Origin of the sequence: Mesorhizobium sp. B2-6-2, assembly GCF_006440615.1 — a bacterium.
Classification (GTDB): domain Bacteria; phylum Pseudomonadota; class Alphaproteobacteria; order Rhizobiales; family Rhizobiaceae; genus Mesorhizobium.
In genome coordinates, this window is record NZ_VFUG01000003.1 from 233354 (window position 1) to 248110 (window position 14757).

At 64.1% G+C, this 14757-nt stretch carries 11 protein-coding genes; 5 read left to right on the forward strand and 6 right to left on the reverse strand.

Translation table 11 applies throughout. From position 1 onward, the window contains the following. The first annotated feature begins 43 nt into the window (after window positions 1-43). From FJ419_RS09200 to FJ419_RS09210, 3 genes are all read left to right on the forward strand, one after another. Window positions 44-604: an RNA polymerase sigma factor gene (locus FJ419_RS09200; RefSeq protein WP_140689936.1), complete on the forward strand. Its 561-nt coding sequence runs from the start codon at window positions 44-46 to the stop codon at window positions 602-604. Between the two features lie 2 nt (window positions 605-606). Beyond that, window positions 607-2799 carry a VWA domain-containing protein gene (locus FJ419_RS09205; protein ID WP_140689938.1) on the forward strand — a complete coding sequence of 731 codons (2193 nt, stop codon included), beginning with the start codon at window positions 607-609 and terminating at the stop codon, window positions 2797-2799. Between the two features lie 139 nt (window positions 2800-2938). Beyond that, window positions 2939-3223, forward strand: a complete 285-nt coding sequence (locus FJ419_RS09210) for a hypothetical protein (protein ID WP_246679157.1) — start codon at window positions 2939-2941, stop codon at window positions 3221-3223. An 8-nt stretch (window positions 3224-3231) separates the two neighbouring features. Here FJ419_RS09210 and bmt read toward each other — a convergent pair whose 3' ends face one another. Both bmt and FJ419_RS09220 read right to left on the reverse strand, forming a co-directional pair. Further along, a complete protein-coding gene (bmt, locus tag FJ419_RS09215; RefSeq protein WP_140689944.1) occupies window positions 3232-4254 on the reverse strand; it encodes a betaine--homocysteine S-methyltransferase in 1023 nt (340 codons plus the stop codon). A 155-nt stretch (window positions 4255-4409) separates the two neighbouring features. After that, the gene (locus FJ419_RS09220; protein WP_140689947.1) at window positions 4410-5267 is read right to left on the reverse strand and encodes a helix-turn-helix transcriptional regulator; all 858 of its coding nucleotides are present in this window, start codon (window positions 5265-5267) and stop codon (window positions 4410-4412) included. Between the two features lie 228 nt (window positions 5268-5495). Between FJ419_RS09220 and FJ419_RS09225 the strand changes: the two genes are divergently transcribed. Continuing rightward, window positions 5496-6518 (forward strand): fatty acid desaturase, encoded by a 1023-nt coding sequence (locus tag FJ419_RS09225; protein ID WP_140689950.1) that lies wholly within the window; start codon window positions 5496-5498, stop codon window positions 6516-6518. Between the two features lie 76 nt (window positions 6519-6594). Beyond that, window positions 6595-7431, forward strand: a complete 837-nt coding sequence (locus FJ419_RS09230) for a PhnD/SsuA/transferrin family substrate-binding protein (RefSeq protein WP_140689953.1) — start codon at window positions 6595-6597, stop codon at window positions 7429-7431. Here FJ419_RS09230 and FJ419_RS09235 read toward each other — a convergent pair. The 4 genes from FJ419_RS09235 to FJ419_RS09250 form a co-directional block, all read right to left on the reverse strand. Next, window positions 7399-8739, reverse strand: coding sequence for a Xaa-Pro peptidase family protein (locus FJ419_RS09235; RefSeq protein ID WP_140689956.1), 1341 nt, complete (start codon window positions 8737-8739; stop codon window positions 7399-7401). The two genes, FJ419_RS09230 and FJ419_RS09235, sit on opposite strands and share 33 nt — an antisense overlap. Window positions 8740-8755: 16 nt before the next feature. Then, window positions 8756-10267 (reverse strand): glycosyltransferase family 39 protein, encoded by a 1512-nt coding sequence (locus FJ419_RS09240; RefSeq protein ID WP_140689961.1) that lies wholly within the window; start codon window positions 10265-10267, stop codon window positions 8756-8758. 85 nt (window positions 10268-10352) lie between these two features. After that, complete coding sequence (locus tag FJ419_RS09245) at window positions 10353-12935, reverse strand: FAD-dependent oxidoreductase (RefSeq protein ID WP_140689969.1); 2583 nt, start codon at window positions 12933-12935, stop codon at window positions 10353-10355. Between the two features lie 50 nt (window positions 12936-12985). Beyond that, window positions 12986-14563 carry a trimethylamine methyltransferase family protein gene (locus FJ419_RS09250; RefSeq protein WP_140689978.1) on the reverse strand — a complete coding sequence of 526 codons (1578 nt, stop codon included), beginning with the start codon at window positions 14561-14563 and terminating at the stop codon, window positions 12986-12988. Between the last annotated feature and the right edge of the window lie 194 nt (window positions 14564-14757).

Consider the following 14757-nt stretch of genomic DNA (forward strand, 5'->3'; position numbering starts at 1 on the left):
CGCCCCAAGGATTGGCCATTAGCCTTCGTCCAACAGGCAAATGATGGCGATGATGCTGGACGACGGCGAAGCCTCCGATGCCGAACTGATCGGGCGGGCGAGGGGCGGAGACAGGGGTGCTTTCGGCAGATTGCTCGAAAGGCACTACGGCTTCGTCTATCGCGCCGCCTATCGCTGGTGCGGCCGCAAAGCCGACGCCGAGGACATCGCCCAGGACGTCTGCGTGCGGCTCGGCCGCGCGATCCGCGACTATCAGGGCAGCGGCGCCTTTACGACATGGCTCTATGCCATGACGCTGAACGCTTCGCGCGACATGATGCGCAAGCGCGCCCGCGACACCGCCAAGACCGATGCCTACGGCGCCTATGCGCTGATCGCGGGCGAAGCGTCGGCGGAGGTCGACGATCCGGCCGAGGCGCTGTGGGCGGCGGTGCGGATGCTGCCCGACAAGCAACGCGACGCAGTGCTGCTGGTCTATGGCGAAGGTCTCAACCACGCGGCGGCCGCCGAGGTGATGGTGATCTCGGAGACGACGGTGTCCTGGCACATCCATGAAGCGAAGAAACGGCTGAAGCTGCTGATGCGCTCAGCCGGGGAAGTGTGACCATGGTCGACGACAACGAACTCGAAAGGCTGCGCGACATCGCGGTACCGGCGCCGGATGGCGAGGCGAAGGCGCGCGCCCTGGCCGCCGCGATGCAGGCTTTCGACCTCGACGAAATAATTTCGCCTGTTCGCCAAGGAACGTCCGCAGGCCTTCGTCTCACGGAGCGAGCAAGAATGCTCTGGAGAGACATCATGCAACGGAAACTCATCGCCACGCCGGCCATCACCGCGCTGGTCGCGCTGCCTATCGCCGGCTATGCCGCTTTCGAGATGCTGAAGGACCAGCCGCCCGTCGTGGGCGGCAACGGCACCGTCACCGAGACCTTGGCCGACAAACCGGCGGCGCAGAAGCCTGCGCCGGAACAGCCCGCGGTCAACGAGCCGCTGGCAGCGGCGCCCGCCAAGGAGAAGAAGACCGACGCGGACGCCGAGACCCAGGCCAATTCACAAATGGTGCCGGCAACGCCGCCCAAGCCGGCGGCCGAGGTCGACAGCCTGCTCAAGCAGGAGGCGGCGCCCGAGGCCGAGCGCGCCCTGCAGTCTGCGCCGGCGGAGAGTGGCCAGCTCGCGGCCGGCGGCAAAGACGGGGTCGGGGTAATTGCGGGCTATTCCCCCAAACGGAGCGCCGACGAGCTGGAGCGGGCCGACAAGGCACCGGCAGGAGCAGCTGCCGCGATTCCGGCGCCTTCGCCGGCGGTCGCCGATTCCAAGCTGATGGTGCAGCCTGCGCCCATGCCTGCCGACCGGATGCAGCCGCAGGAGGAAAACCGCGACCGCGTCGAGACCTTCAAGACCAATCCGGTGCATGAAACGGCGCAGGACCCGGTCTCGACCTTCTCGATCGACGTCGACACGGCCTCCTATTCTTTCGTGCGGCGCTCGCTGAAGGAAGGCAGTCTGCCTGATGCGGACACGGTGCGCGTCGAGGAGATGATCAACTATTTCCCCTATGACTGGAAGGGTCCGGATTCGGCCAAGACGCCGTTCAACTCGACCGTCACCGTCATGCCGACGCCGTGGAACGGGCACACCAAGCTCATGCATGTCGCGATCAAGGGTTTCGACGTGAAGCCGGCCGAGCAGCCGAAGGCCAATCTGGTTTTCCTGATCGACGTCTCGGGTTCGATGGACGAGCCGGACAAGCTGCCGCTGCTGAAATCGGCCTTCCGCCTACTGGTGAGCAGGCTGAAGCCCGACGACACCGTCTCGATCGTCACCTATGCCGGCAATGCCGGCACGGTGCTGATGCCGACCAAGGCGGCGGAAAAGCAGAAGATCCTTGCGGCCATCGACAATCTGGCGCCCGGCGGGTCGACGGCCGGCGAGGAAGGCATCCGCGAGGCCTACAGGCTTGCGCAGCAATCCTTCGTCAAGGACGGCGTTAACCGGGTGATGCTTGCCACCGACGGCGACTTCAATGTCGGCCAGACCGATGACGACGACCTCAAGCGACTGATCGAGAGCGAGCGCAAGACGGGCGTGTTCCTCTCCGTGTTCGGCTTCGGTCGTGGCAATCTGAACGATCAGATGATGCAGACCATCGCCCAGAACGGCAACGGCACGGCGGCCTATATCGACACGCTGGCCGAAGCCGAGAAGGTGCTGGTCGAGGATGCCTCCTCGACCCTGTTCACCATCGCCAAGGACGTCAAGATCCAGGTCGAGTTCAACCCGGCCACGGTCTCGGAATACCGTCTCGTCGGTTATGAGACCCGCGCCCTGAAGCGCGAGGATTTCAACAATGACCGCGTCGATGCCGGCGATATCGGCTCGGGCCATTCGGTGACGGCGGTCTATGAGATCACGCCGAAAGGCAGCGGCGGCGAGCAGGTCGATCCGCTGCGCTACGGCCAGGCCAAGGTCGACAATGGCGGCGTCGCCAATGCCGACGAATATGCCTTCGTCAAGATCCGCTACAAGCTGCCGGACGAGAACGTCTCGAAGCTCATCACCACGCCGGTGACCGCCGCCAACGAGGTCTCGTCCTTCGACGCGGCCGGCGCCGACCAGCGTTTCTCGGTCGCCGTCGCGGCTTTCGGGCAGAAGCTGCGCGACGAGGATCAGACTGCGAATTTCAGCTACGACCGCATCGCGGAGATCGCCAATGCCGCGCGCGGCGCCGATCCATTCGGCTATCGGGCGGAGTTCCTGTCGCTGGTGCGGCTGGCCTCGTCGCTGGACGGCAACAAGTAGGCCATTGCGGATTGACTGAAGAGCCGGCGGGACAATCCCGCCGGCTCTTTTTTCGATCGTTAAATTGCGCGGCTTTTCCGGAACCTGGCCGCAACGAGCTTCTGTTAGTCGGTGCTGATAAGGGTTTGAGGGATCAGCAGTGCATATCACGACAATGGGGAACGTGAACTCGACGGCGGCCAATGCCCCGGTGCGCGGACCGTCCGCTGCTTCGGCGGAATCCGCGCGCATCAGGAACGATGTCGACGCGGCGCGCAACACAGCGCTTTCGGCCCTCAACAACGACCGTTTTCGTTCGATGCTCGAGCAGATCAGCGACCCCGGCGCATCGGGCGCCCTGATGACGATGGGCGCCGACAACCAGGGCGGTGCCGGCACCGATCTGAATACCGCGCTGTCGCGCTACGCCGAAAACAGCAAGTAGAAAACGTATCAGGCGCGGCTGCGCCGGCGCTCGCGGCGGGCTTCGCTGGTCTCGGCGGTGTTTGCCGTCGCCGCCTTGTTGCGCATCGGGCCGATGCGCTCGACGATCGTCTCGACGGTCGGGCGGGTCGACTTGGTGTGCGCGTCCAGCGCCTTGCGCATGGCGGCAAGGTGCGCGAACGAGGTGCCGCAGCAGCCGCCGACAATCTTGGCGCCGGCATCGACCGCCAGCCGCACATAATCGGACATCAGCTCCGGCGTGCCGGAATAGTGGATCTCCGCGCCGCGGAACTCCGGAATACCGCAATTGCCCTTGACGATCACGGTCGCGTCCGGCTTCGCCTCGGTCATGTCGAGCAGCGACGCCAGGATATCGGAAGCGCCGACGCCGCAATTGGCGCCGACACCGAGAGGGGCCTGCGACAGGCCATCGGCGACGGCGTGGATATCCTTCGGCAGCAGGCCCATCATGGTGCGGCCGGCCGTGTCGAAGGAACCGGTATAGGTATAGGGGAGGCCGACACGGATGGCGGCCTCAGCCGCGGCGCGGATCTCGTCCGGCGCCGACATGGTCTCGATCCAGGCGACCTCGGCGCCGCCGGCCTTCAAGCCCTCGATCTGTTCGGCGAAGGCCTCGACCGCCTCGTCATAGGTCATGGCGCCGAGCGGCACCAGCAATTCGCCGGTCGGGCCGACGGAGCCGGCGACGATCACCGTGCGGCCGGCCTTGTCGGCGACGGAGCGGGCAATCTCGGCGGCGCGCTTGTTCAGCTCGTGGACGCGATCCTGCGCGTGATGCAGCTTCAGCCTGTGGCGAGTGCCGCCGAAGGAGTTGGTGAGAATGATATCGGCGCCGGCGTCGACGAAGTTCCGATGCAGGCTGGCGATGGTCTCGGGCGCCGTCTCATTGAGCAGCTCAGGCGCTTCGCCGGCCTCCAGGCCCATCGCGAACAGATTGGTCCCGGTGGCGCCATCGGCCAAAAGCACGCCTTTTTCGGCAAGCAGTGCGTCAATCGGGTTGGTCGCGGTCATGGCCCTGGATTTCCTGCCTGGAATGGCTTTCGCGTTCAAATTCAAATAACGATATAAAGAAGTCTTTATGTCCAGTCAACGAATTTGCGGCCGGAAAGGCCATGGGTTTCCCTGGAACGATGAGGGGCGGCCAAGATGATATCGATGCGCGCGAATCAGGCAGAGCCTGATGGGAAGGACATTGCGGCCAGCTTTTGCGCAAAGCTCGCGGCCTCGTGCGCGTTGATGTCGGCGGCCCGGATCAGGTTGTCGAAATGGCTGGTGAGCGTGCGGATCGGCTGAGTGGCGCTCAGCACGATATACATGTCGCCGACATAGATCGCGGCGCGATAGGGGCCGAAGATCGTATAGGGGATCGAATAGCGAATGCGGCCGTCATAGAGGAACAGGCGAAAGGTCGGATAAAGGTCGTCAAGCAGCGCCGCCATGTGCAGCAATTGCCTGCGCCGTTCGGCCTCGGGGAAACGATCCCAGACACCGAGGCCGCGCGCGAAGATCTCCAGCGTGTGGCGTGGCATGCAGACTTCCATGTCGGTCTCCGGCCGACGGTTGTAGTCGATGCGATATTGCGTTTCGCCTGCCTGCGCCTCGCGGCTCTTGTTGGCAATGCCGGCCTCATATTCCACCAGTGCCTCGGTGCGCAGAAGGTCGGGAATGCCGGCCGGCACATAGCGGATCTTCGTGCCGGCCGCCTCGGCATGCCACTTGGCGAGCAACGTGCGGTCGAAGCCGTCGGGCGCCTCCTCGATCTCCAGGCTTTCTCTAATTTCGCCGGTGACCCCTTCGTCCTGGCTCAGGCCCAGCAGCCAGTCGAGCGATACTTTGAACTCGGCGGCGATGTTGAGGAGGGTCTCGGCGCGGGGCAGGCGGGTGGAGGCGCCGGAGAGCAGCTGCGACAGCGCCGAACGGTCGATGCCGACCGCCGTCGCGAAGGCCGACTGGTTCAGGTCGGACCGTGTCAAGAGCAATTTCAGGCGCTCCCGAAAGGTCGTCGACAGATCGCGCTTGTCCATCACGCTGCTCCAGCATTGGAGAGGACAAATTTGCGCCGGCGCCGTTCTGAACGTGGCTCAGGCGGAAATGAATCCCCATGTCTGTTTACAATGTATAACATATGCCGCCAAAAATGCGCATTCGCAACGGGTTGTGCGCATTGTCGCGTTGATGTCACGGCAGGCTCCTGACACAATGTTGTCAGGAATCGAGTTGGTTCCGGCGACTGGGGGGCAGTGGTCGAGAGCATGGCAAGCGTGAATACCGGCACGAAAAAGAGACGTAGCAGCACACCGGCTGTCGATTGGCCGACAGTCTTCCTCACACTCTTCTGCTACGGCGCGTGGCTCGCCACCGGCTTCCTTGTCTGGCCATCCCATCCGCTTCTGGCGCTTGCCGTCCTGCCCTTTATCCTGGCTCTGCAATCCTCGATCATGCACGAAGTGCTGCACGGCCACCCGACCCGCAACGCCAGGATCAATGAAGCCTTCGTCTTCCTGCCCATCGGCATGGTCTGGCCGTTCCGCCGCTTCAAGACCATCCACCTTCGCCACCATGCCGACGAGCGCCTGACCGATCCGCTCGACGATCCGGAGAGCTACTACCAGGCGCTCTGGATGCATGAGGATCTGCCGCCGACAATGAAGCTTCTGCTCAAGATCAACAACACCATGGTCGGCCGCCTCGTCCTCGGTCCGTGGCTGTCCTCGGTCGGTTTCTTCATCGACGATGCCAAGCAGATCCTTGCCGGCGACAAAGCGATCCGCAAGGCCTGGCTGCTGCATGCCGTCGGCCTCGCGGTTGTGACGCCGATCGTCACGTTCGGCTTCGGCATCCCGCTGTGGCTCTATATCCTGGTGCCGGTGTGGCTCGGCCAGTCGCTGATCTCGATCCGCACCTATGCCGAGCACCAGTGGTCGGAGCATCCGGAGGGGCGAACGGTGATCGTCGAGCGCTCGCCGCTCTCTTTCCTGTTCCTGAACAACAATCTGCATTTCGTTCATCACAAGAGCCCGACCATTGCCTGGTACCGGCTGCCGAAGCTCTTTCGCGAGCGCCGCGAGGAATGGCTGCGGATGAACAACGGTTATGCCTATCCGAACTATTTTGCGATGCTGAAAGCCCATGCCTTCAGGGCCAAGGAGCCGATCGTCCATCCGGTGCTGCGGCGCACGCCGGAACCGGGCCGCGCCTTCAAGCCGCGCGTCAGGGCGCGCAATGTCAGCGGACTTGGCACGGCGCCTGTTCCGGCCGAGCCGCCGAAGGAGTAATTTCGACTTTCCGCGACGCTTTTTTTGCGGCGGAACTCAGGCGCCAAAGGCCGCTTGACTTTGAAAGCTATTCGACATGAGCAAGTTCGTTGCGGCCCTGCCGATGTATGATTGGTCCGAAGCGCGTGGCCAGGTCGACGCGCAATGGGCGCGGCTCCGTGACGCTTTCCGGCAAAGGGGCATCGATGCGCCGGAGGCGGTCGTGCGCAGCAATCGCGAACTGCCAGGGGTTCCCGGCGGCATACTCGACGGCGCCGGCAAGCCGATCGCGCCCGACCCGGCGACGCTGCCCCCGGAAGAGTTGGACTTCCTCCCGCTCTGGCTAAGCCCGGCACTGCTCTTCGGGCAAACCTGCTGGGGGCCGATGGAACTCGGCCTTGCGCGGCATGTGCAGGTGGTTGCGCAGCCGAGCTACGATGCGTTCGAGGGCGGGCAGGGAGAGCTCTATTCCAGCGCGCTGGTGATGCCGGCGGATGGCGGACCGGGGACTGCCCCGCCCGCGGACGGCAAGGCCCTCATCCCGATCGATCTTCTGCGCGGCAAGCGCTTCACCTTCAACAATCCGGATTCGATGTCCGGGCTGATCGGCCTGCAGCGCGACCTGGAGGCGATGGGCGAAAGCCTGGACATCTTCGCCTCACGCGACGAAAGCGGCGGCCACCGGTCGTCGATCGTGGCCGTTGCGGAAGGCAGGGCCGAGGTCGCGGCCATCGACTGCGGAAGCTGGGCGCTGGCGCAACGTTTCGAGCCGGCGGCGAAAGGCGTGAAGGTGGTCGGCTGGACGGCTCGGCGCAAGGGCCTGCCCTATATCACCGCCCGAACGACGCCGGAAAAAATCGTTGCCGCGATGCGCGACGCCGTCGCGACTGTCGAAAGCGGATCAGAGCAGCCGCTCGTCCAGCTTGTAGGTTGAAAGCTTCTCGTTGCCGGTTTCGGTGATCAGGATCTGCTCCTCGATCTTGACGCCTTCGTGCCCGCCAAGCCTGCCGATATAGCTTTCGACGCAAAGCACCATGCCGGGTTCGAGCACGCCGTCCGGCGTGTCGTCGGTCCAGTCGCCGGCATGCGGCAGCGTCGGATATTCGTCCGCCAGGCCGACCCCGTGATAGAGCACGCCGTAGCGCGTCGGATAGCAGTCGTCCGGCGGCACCGCCGAGCGCCCGACGAGATCGCGAAAGGAGATGCCCGGCCGCATCAGATCGGTGTTATGAGCGATCTGATCGGCGGCGATGCGAAAGAGGTCGCGCTGCTCGTTCGACGGCTTTCCGTCGCCGCAAAGCCATGTGCGCGAAAGATCGGCGCAGAACCCGTAGGGACCGATCAGGTCCGTGTCGAAGGCGACGAGGTCGCCATCCTCGATGATGCGCGAGGAGCATTCCTGGAACCAGGGATTGGTGCGCGGTCCCGATGACAAAAGCCGCGTTTCGATCCATTCGCCGCCGCGCGCGATGTTGCCGCGATGCAGTTCCGCCCAGAGCTCGTTTTCGGAGATGCCGGGCTTCAGCGCTGTCTCCATCTCGCTAATCGCCGCCTCGCAGGCGACGATGGCGCGGCGCATGGCGAGGATCTCGTCCGGCGATTTGATGAGGCGCGCATTCTCCATCACCGCCTCGCCATTGCCTGTCGCGATGCCGCGGCGGGCGAGTTCCTCAACGCCTTCCGGGTTGATGCGGTCGACGGCAATGCGGCGGTTGCCGCCGCCATGCTCGGCAACGAGCTCGGCGATACCGGCACCCCAGCGCCGGACTTTCTGCTCGGTAAGCTCGCCGCTGTAGAGATATATCCACGACACCGCGGGGCGCACCTCGTCGACGACACCCGAATGATCGGACAGGTGCTCGCAGGAGAAATAGTCGAACAGCACCACCGGCCCTTCCGTGGCGACGAAACAGTGGCGTGTCGAATTGTGCGCGACCCAGAGCTGCATGTTGGTCGAGTCCGTCGCGTAGCGGATGTTGATCGGGTCGTAGAGCAGGGCGCCGGCATAGTCGCGGCGCTTCAGCTCGGCGCGGATGCGGTCCAGCCGGTATCTGCGCATTTCGGCCAAGTCCGGCGCGGCGATGCCCGCCGTCGCCCATTCGGCTTCGGCAGTCGCGCCATAGCCCAGCAGATGCTGGTTGAGGGAGGCCGCCTTTTCGCGCGAGGCCTCGCGCAACGCTTCGACCGAGCCGGGTTCGAAGGGCATGATCTTGCGGTGGCGGCCGAAGCCTAGCTTGTCCATTCGTCCCACCTGAAGCTTACTGCGCGGGCTTCTTGTGCAGTCTGGTAATCGTGACCTTGCGGGGCGGGAAGCCGAGTGCCTGCGGCACTTCAATCGTGCGGTGGATAGTGTCCATCACGTAGCCGGCCTTCGCCAGCTCTTCGAAGACCTCCGAGGACGATTCCCTGTCATCGGTAAGCACGAGCACCGCCGGCTCGCGGATCGACCTGGCGAAGTCCGGCGTCTCGTCATCGAGCGCGATGAGGTCGGCATCGACCAGGCGCAGATTGCCGACCCAGAACCAGCTCGAGACCACGGTCTTGACCGGTCCGTCGGCGTTGATCTGGTCGTAAAGCGAGCGGTAATCCATGCGCACGATGCTGCCGCGGCTGTCGCCGCCGTGCAGATGCATGTACCAGCTCAGCGGCAGTACCAATATGGCAAGGAGAGCGCCGACGAAGACAATGGTGGCTTGCGTCTTTCGGCCTTTCAGGCCCATGGCGTCGAAGCGCATGGCGAGCGCCGCGGGCAAGAGGATGAAGATCGGTAGCATCCAGCGGTCGCGAAACTGGGTGATGCCGGCCGCCAAGACGACTGTGACCATGACCACAAGACCAAGTACGATCGCCCGCCACAACAGCTTTTCCGGCCACCGCACCGGCTGAGGTGGATCCGTCCGTTTTCTTGTCGCCAGGACGTAGGCGACGGCAAAAATCGCGACCGGCAGTCCAGCGAAATTGACGATCGCGTTGACCAGCCTGCGGATGCCGAGAAGCGCCGTCTTCGCAACACTGCCGCCTTCGGCGACGCCCAGGCCCCCTTGGTGCGCGAGCAGGTCTTCCAGATGTGTCAGGCTCCAATAAAGCGTCGGCAGGCAGGCAAGGACCGCCACCGCCACGCTGATTGCGAAACGGCGGTCGAAGATCGCCTCACGCGTTTCGCGAACCGAGAGAGATGCCAGGAACAGGGCGGCAAGGAAGATGACGATGTTGTATTTCGACAGCATCGCGGCCGCCGTCGCCAGGCCGAAAAAAGCATAGGCAACGGCCGATCGCCGCTTCTCCACCTCGACCAGCGCCAGAAGCAGCAGCGAGGTGAAACAGAATATGGCGACCGAGTGGGTGAGGGCGTGCTGCATCTCCCAGAAGATCTGAGGAAACAGCAGCAATCCGAACATGCCGGCCGCCGCGGCACGGTTCGAGTAGCCGAGGCGGCGTATGGCGGTGAAATAGGCGACCAGCCCCGCGGCCAGCAGGCCGTATTTGACGATCTTGAGGGCAAGGACGCTGGTTCCGACCAGCGAGGCTGCAAGCGTCGCCAGCCAGGTGTATAGAGGCGGCTGCGAGCTGCCGTAGCCGGCGGCCAGGAACCGCATTTCCGTCAATTGCTCTGCATCGTCGACACCGACGCCCGTGCCCGCAACATGGGACAGCAGGGCCATCATGACGATCTGGGTCAGGCAGTAGAGGAGGACCGACGCGACCGCCGCGCTGAATGGACCGACCCGTTCATCGCAGAGCCAATCGGTCCATTTCTCTAGTTGCCGCAAGGGGACGGTCTTCTCATGCTGATGCGCCGGTAGTGGGCTCGGACCATGCCATAGCTACCGACGCAATCCAACAATTGGCGGGGCTTCAGGTCCGCATCTTCTCGCCGCTCGGGTCGAAAGGCGGCTCGACATTGATGCGGGCCGGGCGGCGGTGGCCGAGAATCTCGATCTCGAACAGGCCGGCGCTTTCGTCCTCGGCAAGAGCGGCCGGCACATAGCCCTGCGCCATCGACTTCTGCACGTAATGCGCGTAGCCGCCCGAAGTCACCCAACCAACGACGCGCCAGTCGCCATCGACGATGCCGCGCACGGCCGAAGCGCCTTCGGCGGCCTTCGAGCCACGCACTTCCATGCCTGATGTGTCGAAGCGCGGCGCGCCGTAGCCATGCGGCTTCTCGACCGTGCCGTAGTCCTTGCCGACCTTGGCCCAGATCGGCTCGTCGCCCATCACGTCGGCATCGGCAGCGTCGACGATGAAGGAGACCCGGCGCAGCTTCGGCCCTTCGGCATGCTCCTTGGCGGACGCCTCGCGGCCAATGAAGTCGTTCTTCTCCAGCTTGATGAAGCGGTCCATCGAGCCTTCGAACGGTCCGTAGATCGGACGCAATTCTCGGAACCAGGTCGGAAAATTCTTTTCCAGGCGCATGGAGAGCAGCGCACGCATGCCGAAATCGACGATGCCGAATTCCGCGCCGGCTTCCTTGATCTCCTTGTAGACCAGGCGCTGGTAGGCGGGCGCCATCCAGATCTCGTAGCCGAGGTCGCCGGTATAGGTGATGCGGTTGACCATGCAGGGCGCGCCGCCGACGGCCATCTCGCGGAAGTCCATGAAGCGGAAGGCCTTTGTCGAGATGTCGACATCGACGAGCTTCTGCAGCAGGTCGCGCGATTTCGGCCCGGCGATGGAGAGACCGACCAGCGTCTGGTCGAAGCGGTGGATGCGCACCGACCCGTCCTTCGGCAGGTGCTTCTCGAACCAGCGCATGTGATATTTCTGTGCTGCGGACGAGCCCCAGATCATGAAGCGGTCTTCTCCATTCCTTGGGCCGGCCTTGGCGATGGTGAAGTCGCCGATCAGCTTGCCGAATTCGTTGACCATCGGGGTCAGCACGATGCGGCCGACCTTCGGCATGCGGTTAGTCATCAACCGGTTGAGGAAATCCTCGGCGCCCGGGCCTGAGACCTCGTATTTGGCGAAGTTGGCGATCTCGGTCACGCCGACCCTGTCGCGGGTGGCGCGCACTTCGTCGCCGATCGGGCCGAAGTCGTTGGAGCGGTGGAAGGAGACGATGTCCTTCGGCTCCGTGCCCTTCGGCGCGAACCAGAGCGGCGTTTCCAGGCCCCACGAATCGCCCATGACGGCGTTGTTGGCGAGCATGGTGTCGTAAAGTGGCGTCGTCTGCGCCGGACGGGCGGCGGGCAGTTCTTCGTTCGGGAAGCGGATCGAGAAGCGGCGCGAATAATTCTCGCGCACCTTGGCGTTGGTGTAGCGCAAGCCCGCCCATTCGCCGAAGCGAGCGACATCCATGCCCCAGACGTCGAACCCCGGATCGCCATGCACCATCCAGTTGGAGAGTGCCAGGCCGACGCCGCCGCCCTGGCTGAACCCGGCCATAACGGCGCAGGCGCACCAGAAATTCGTCAGGCCCTGCACCGGGCCGACCAGCGGATTGCCGTCGAGCGCGAAGGTGAAGGGGCCGTTGATGATCTGCTTGATGCCGGCCTTCTCGATGCCGGGGAAATGCTTGAAGCCGATCTCCAGCGACGGCGCGATGCGGTCGATGTCGGGCTGCAGGAGCTCATGGCCGAAATCCCACGGCGTGTTGACCGGCGACCACGGCTTGCAGGCCTTCTCGTAGGTGCCAAGCAGGACGCCGTTGCGCTCCTGGCGGGTATAGATCTCGCCCTTGAAGTCGAGCACGCCGATCATCTCGCGGCCGGTCGACTTGTTGAACTCCTCGACCTCCGGCATCGGTTCGGTCAAGAGGTACATGTGCTCCATGGCCAAAACCGGCAGCTCGACGCCGACCATGCGGCCGATCTCGCGCGCCCACAGGCCGCCGCAGTTGACGACGTGCTCGGCATGGACCGTGCCTTGCTCGGTGACGACGTTCCAGGTGCCGTCCGGCTGCTGAGTGAGGTCGACGACGCGATTGCGCAGCACGATCTCGGCGCCGAGCTTTTTCGCCGCCTTGGAATAGGCGATGGTGGTGCCCGAAGGGTCGAGATGGCCTTCGACCGGATCCCACATGGCGCCGACGAAGTTCGTCTCGTCCATCAGCGGGAACATCGCCTTGGCTTCCGAGGGCGTGATCAGCTCGGTATCCATGCCGAGATAGCGGCCCTTGGCGTGAGCCAGCCGCAGGAAGTCCATGCGCTCGGGCGTATCGGCCATCATGACGCCGCCGGTCAGATGCAGCGAGCAGGACTGGCCGGAGAGTTCCTCGATCTCTTTATAGAGCTGGACCGTATAGGCCTGCAGCTTGGCGACGTTCGGGTCGCCGTTCAGCGTATGGAAGCCGCCCGCCGCATGCCAGGACGAGCCGGAGGTCAGCTCCGAGCGCTCGATCAGCATGATGTCGGTCCAGCCGGCCTTGGCGAGGTGGTAGAGCACCGAACAGCCGACGACGCCGCCGCCGATGACAACCGCTTTTACGTGGGATTTCATGCAGATAGATCCGTGTTGTGCAATGTGGAGTCAGAAATGGAGATCAAGGATCAGAAGTCCGTCGGCGCGCCGCCTTCGGCGCGGCGTTTCTCGACGAAGTCGTTGAGTTCCTCGCGGATGGCCGGATCCATATAGGGCTCCTCGTAGGAGGCAAGGCGCTCCTTCCACACCTTGTTGGTCCGCTCCATCGCCGTCGGCGAACCCGCCTCGGCCCACGTTTCGAAATTGCGCCAGTCGGAGACGATCGGCGAATAGAAGGCGGTCTTGTAACGTTGCTGCGTGTGCTGGGTGCCGAAGAAATGACCGCCAGGACCGACCGACTGGATGGCGTCGAAGCCGAGCGCATCCTCGGAGAGGTCGAGTGGGGTGAGGAATTCGGACACCATCTGCAAAAGGTCGATGTCGAGGATGGTCTTTTCGTAGGAGCAGCGCAGGCCGCCTTCCAGCCAGCCGGCGCCGTGCATCATCAGATTGCCGCCGCCCTGGATGGCGCCCCACAGCGAGAACACGCTTTCATAGGCGGCCTGGGCGTCGACCGTATTGGCGGCGCAAGTGTTGGAGGTGCGGTAGGGAATTTGATAGCGGCGGGCAAGCTGGCCGCCGACGAGCTGCGCCTTCATATATTCGGGTGTGCCGAAGGCCGGCGCGCCGGACTTCATGTCGACATTGGAGGTGAAGCCGCCATAGCCGACCGGCGCGCCTTTCTTGACCATCTGCGCGAAGGCAATGCCGGAGAGCGCCTCGGCGTTCTGCTGCACCAGCGCGCCGGCGACGGTGACGGGCGCCATGGCGCCGGATAGCGTGAAGGGCGTGACGATCACGACCTGGCCCATGCTCGACATCTGGATGATGCCTTCCATCATCGGCACGTCGAGCTTGAGCGGCGAATTGGTGTTGATGATGGTGAAGACAGACGGTTCCTGCATCAGCTGCTCGCGGCTGATGCCGCGCGCGATGCGGGTGATCTCGATGCCGTCGACGTTGCGTTCCTTGCCGAGCGAATAGATGTGGAAGACCTTGTCGGTCAGCATGGCGAGGTCGCGAATGCATTCCAGGTGCCGCACCGACGGATGGATGTCGATCGGCTCGACCGGATAGCCGCCGGTGCAGTGCAGGATGTTGTGCATCTGCGCCAGGCGCAGGAAGTTGCGGTAATCGGCCTGGTTGCCGGGCCTGCGGCCGCGGTCGAGGTCGGAGCAGTTCGGCGCCGAAGCCATCATCGACAGGATGACGTTGTTGCCGCCGAAGCGCAGATTATGCGCCGGATTGCGGGCATGCAGCGTGAACTCCGACGGGCAATGCGAGACAAGCTCGAGGATCATGTCGCTGTCGAAGCGCACGCGCTCCGAGCCTTCGCGCACGTCCGCGCCATGCGCCTTCATGATGCGGCGGGCCTCGTCGTGCAGAACGTCGACGCCGATTTCCCTCAACACACGCAGCGAGGCGAGGTGGATTGATTCCAATTCGTCATCGGACACCAACCCGGTCGGCGTCAGCGGGTTCTTCAATTGCCGGAAGGCGGGCTGCTCAAAGGCGGCCGAACCGCCGGCGCGCTTTCCCGCGCGGCCGCCACGGCGGGCGCGATCGGTTGCCAGTGCCGGTTCGGCGGGATGAAGGGCGGCAGTCATGAGAAGCCTCGTGAGGATGCGAATTTGGCCGGCATAATGGACTGGCCGCAATGCAGCCGGTGAGGAGGCGGCGACCACTAGGGCGAGGGAAGCGACATGACGGAAGGGGGGGCCGGCCGCAGGCGATCGGCCGCTCGGCTGCCTGCCGTCATCGTCGGGCTCTGCGTTGCTGGGTGCCGCTACCTTGTGCTGTT

Excerpts from the sequence above, each read along its gene's own strand:
- FJ419_RS09200 (WP_140689936.1), top strand. The coding sequence starts at position 44 with ATGGCGATGATGCTGGACGACGGCGAAGCCTCCGATGCCGAACTGATC.
- FJ419_RS09205 (WP_140689938.1), top strand. The coding sequence starts at position 607 with ATGGTCGACGACAACGAACTCGAAAGGCTGCGCGACATCGCGGTACCG.
- bmt (WP_140689944.1), bottom strand. The coding sequence starts at position 4,254 with ATGACCGCGACCAACCCGATTGACGCACTGCTTGCCGAAAAAGGCGTG.
- FJ419_RS09220 (WP_140689947.1), bottom strand. The coding sequence starts at position 5,267 with ATGGACAAGCGCGATCTGTCGACGACCTTTCGGGAGCGCCTGAAATTG.
- FJ419_RS09225 (WP_140689950.1), top strand. The coding sequence starts at position 5,496 with ATGGCAAGCGTGAATACCGGCACGAAAAAGAGACGTAGCAGCACACCG.
- FJ419_RS09230 (WP_140689953.1), top strand. The coding sequence starts at position 6,595 with ATGAGCAAGTTCGTTGCGGCCCTGCCGATGTATGATTGGTCCGAAGCG.
- FJ419_RS09235 (WP_140689956.1), bottom strand. The coding sequence starts at position 8,739 with ATGGACAAGCTAGGCTTCGGCCGCCACCGCAAGATCATGCCCTTCGAA.
- FJ419_RS09245 (WP_140689969.1), bottom strand. The coding sequence starts at position 12,935 with ATGAAATCCCACGTAAAAGCGGTTGTCATCGGCGGCGGCGTCGTCGGC.
- FJ419_RS09250 (WP_140689978.1), bottom strand. The coding sequence starts at position 14,563 with ATGACTGCCGCCCTTCATCCCGCCGAACCGGCACTGGCAACCGATCGC.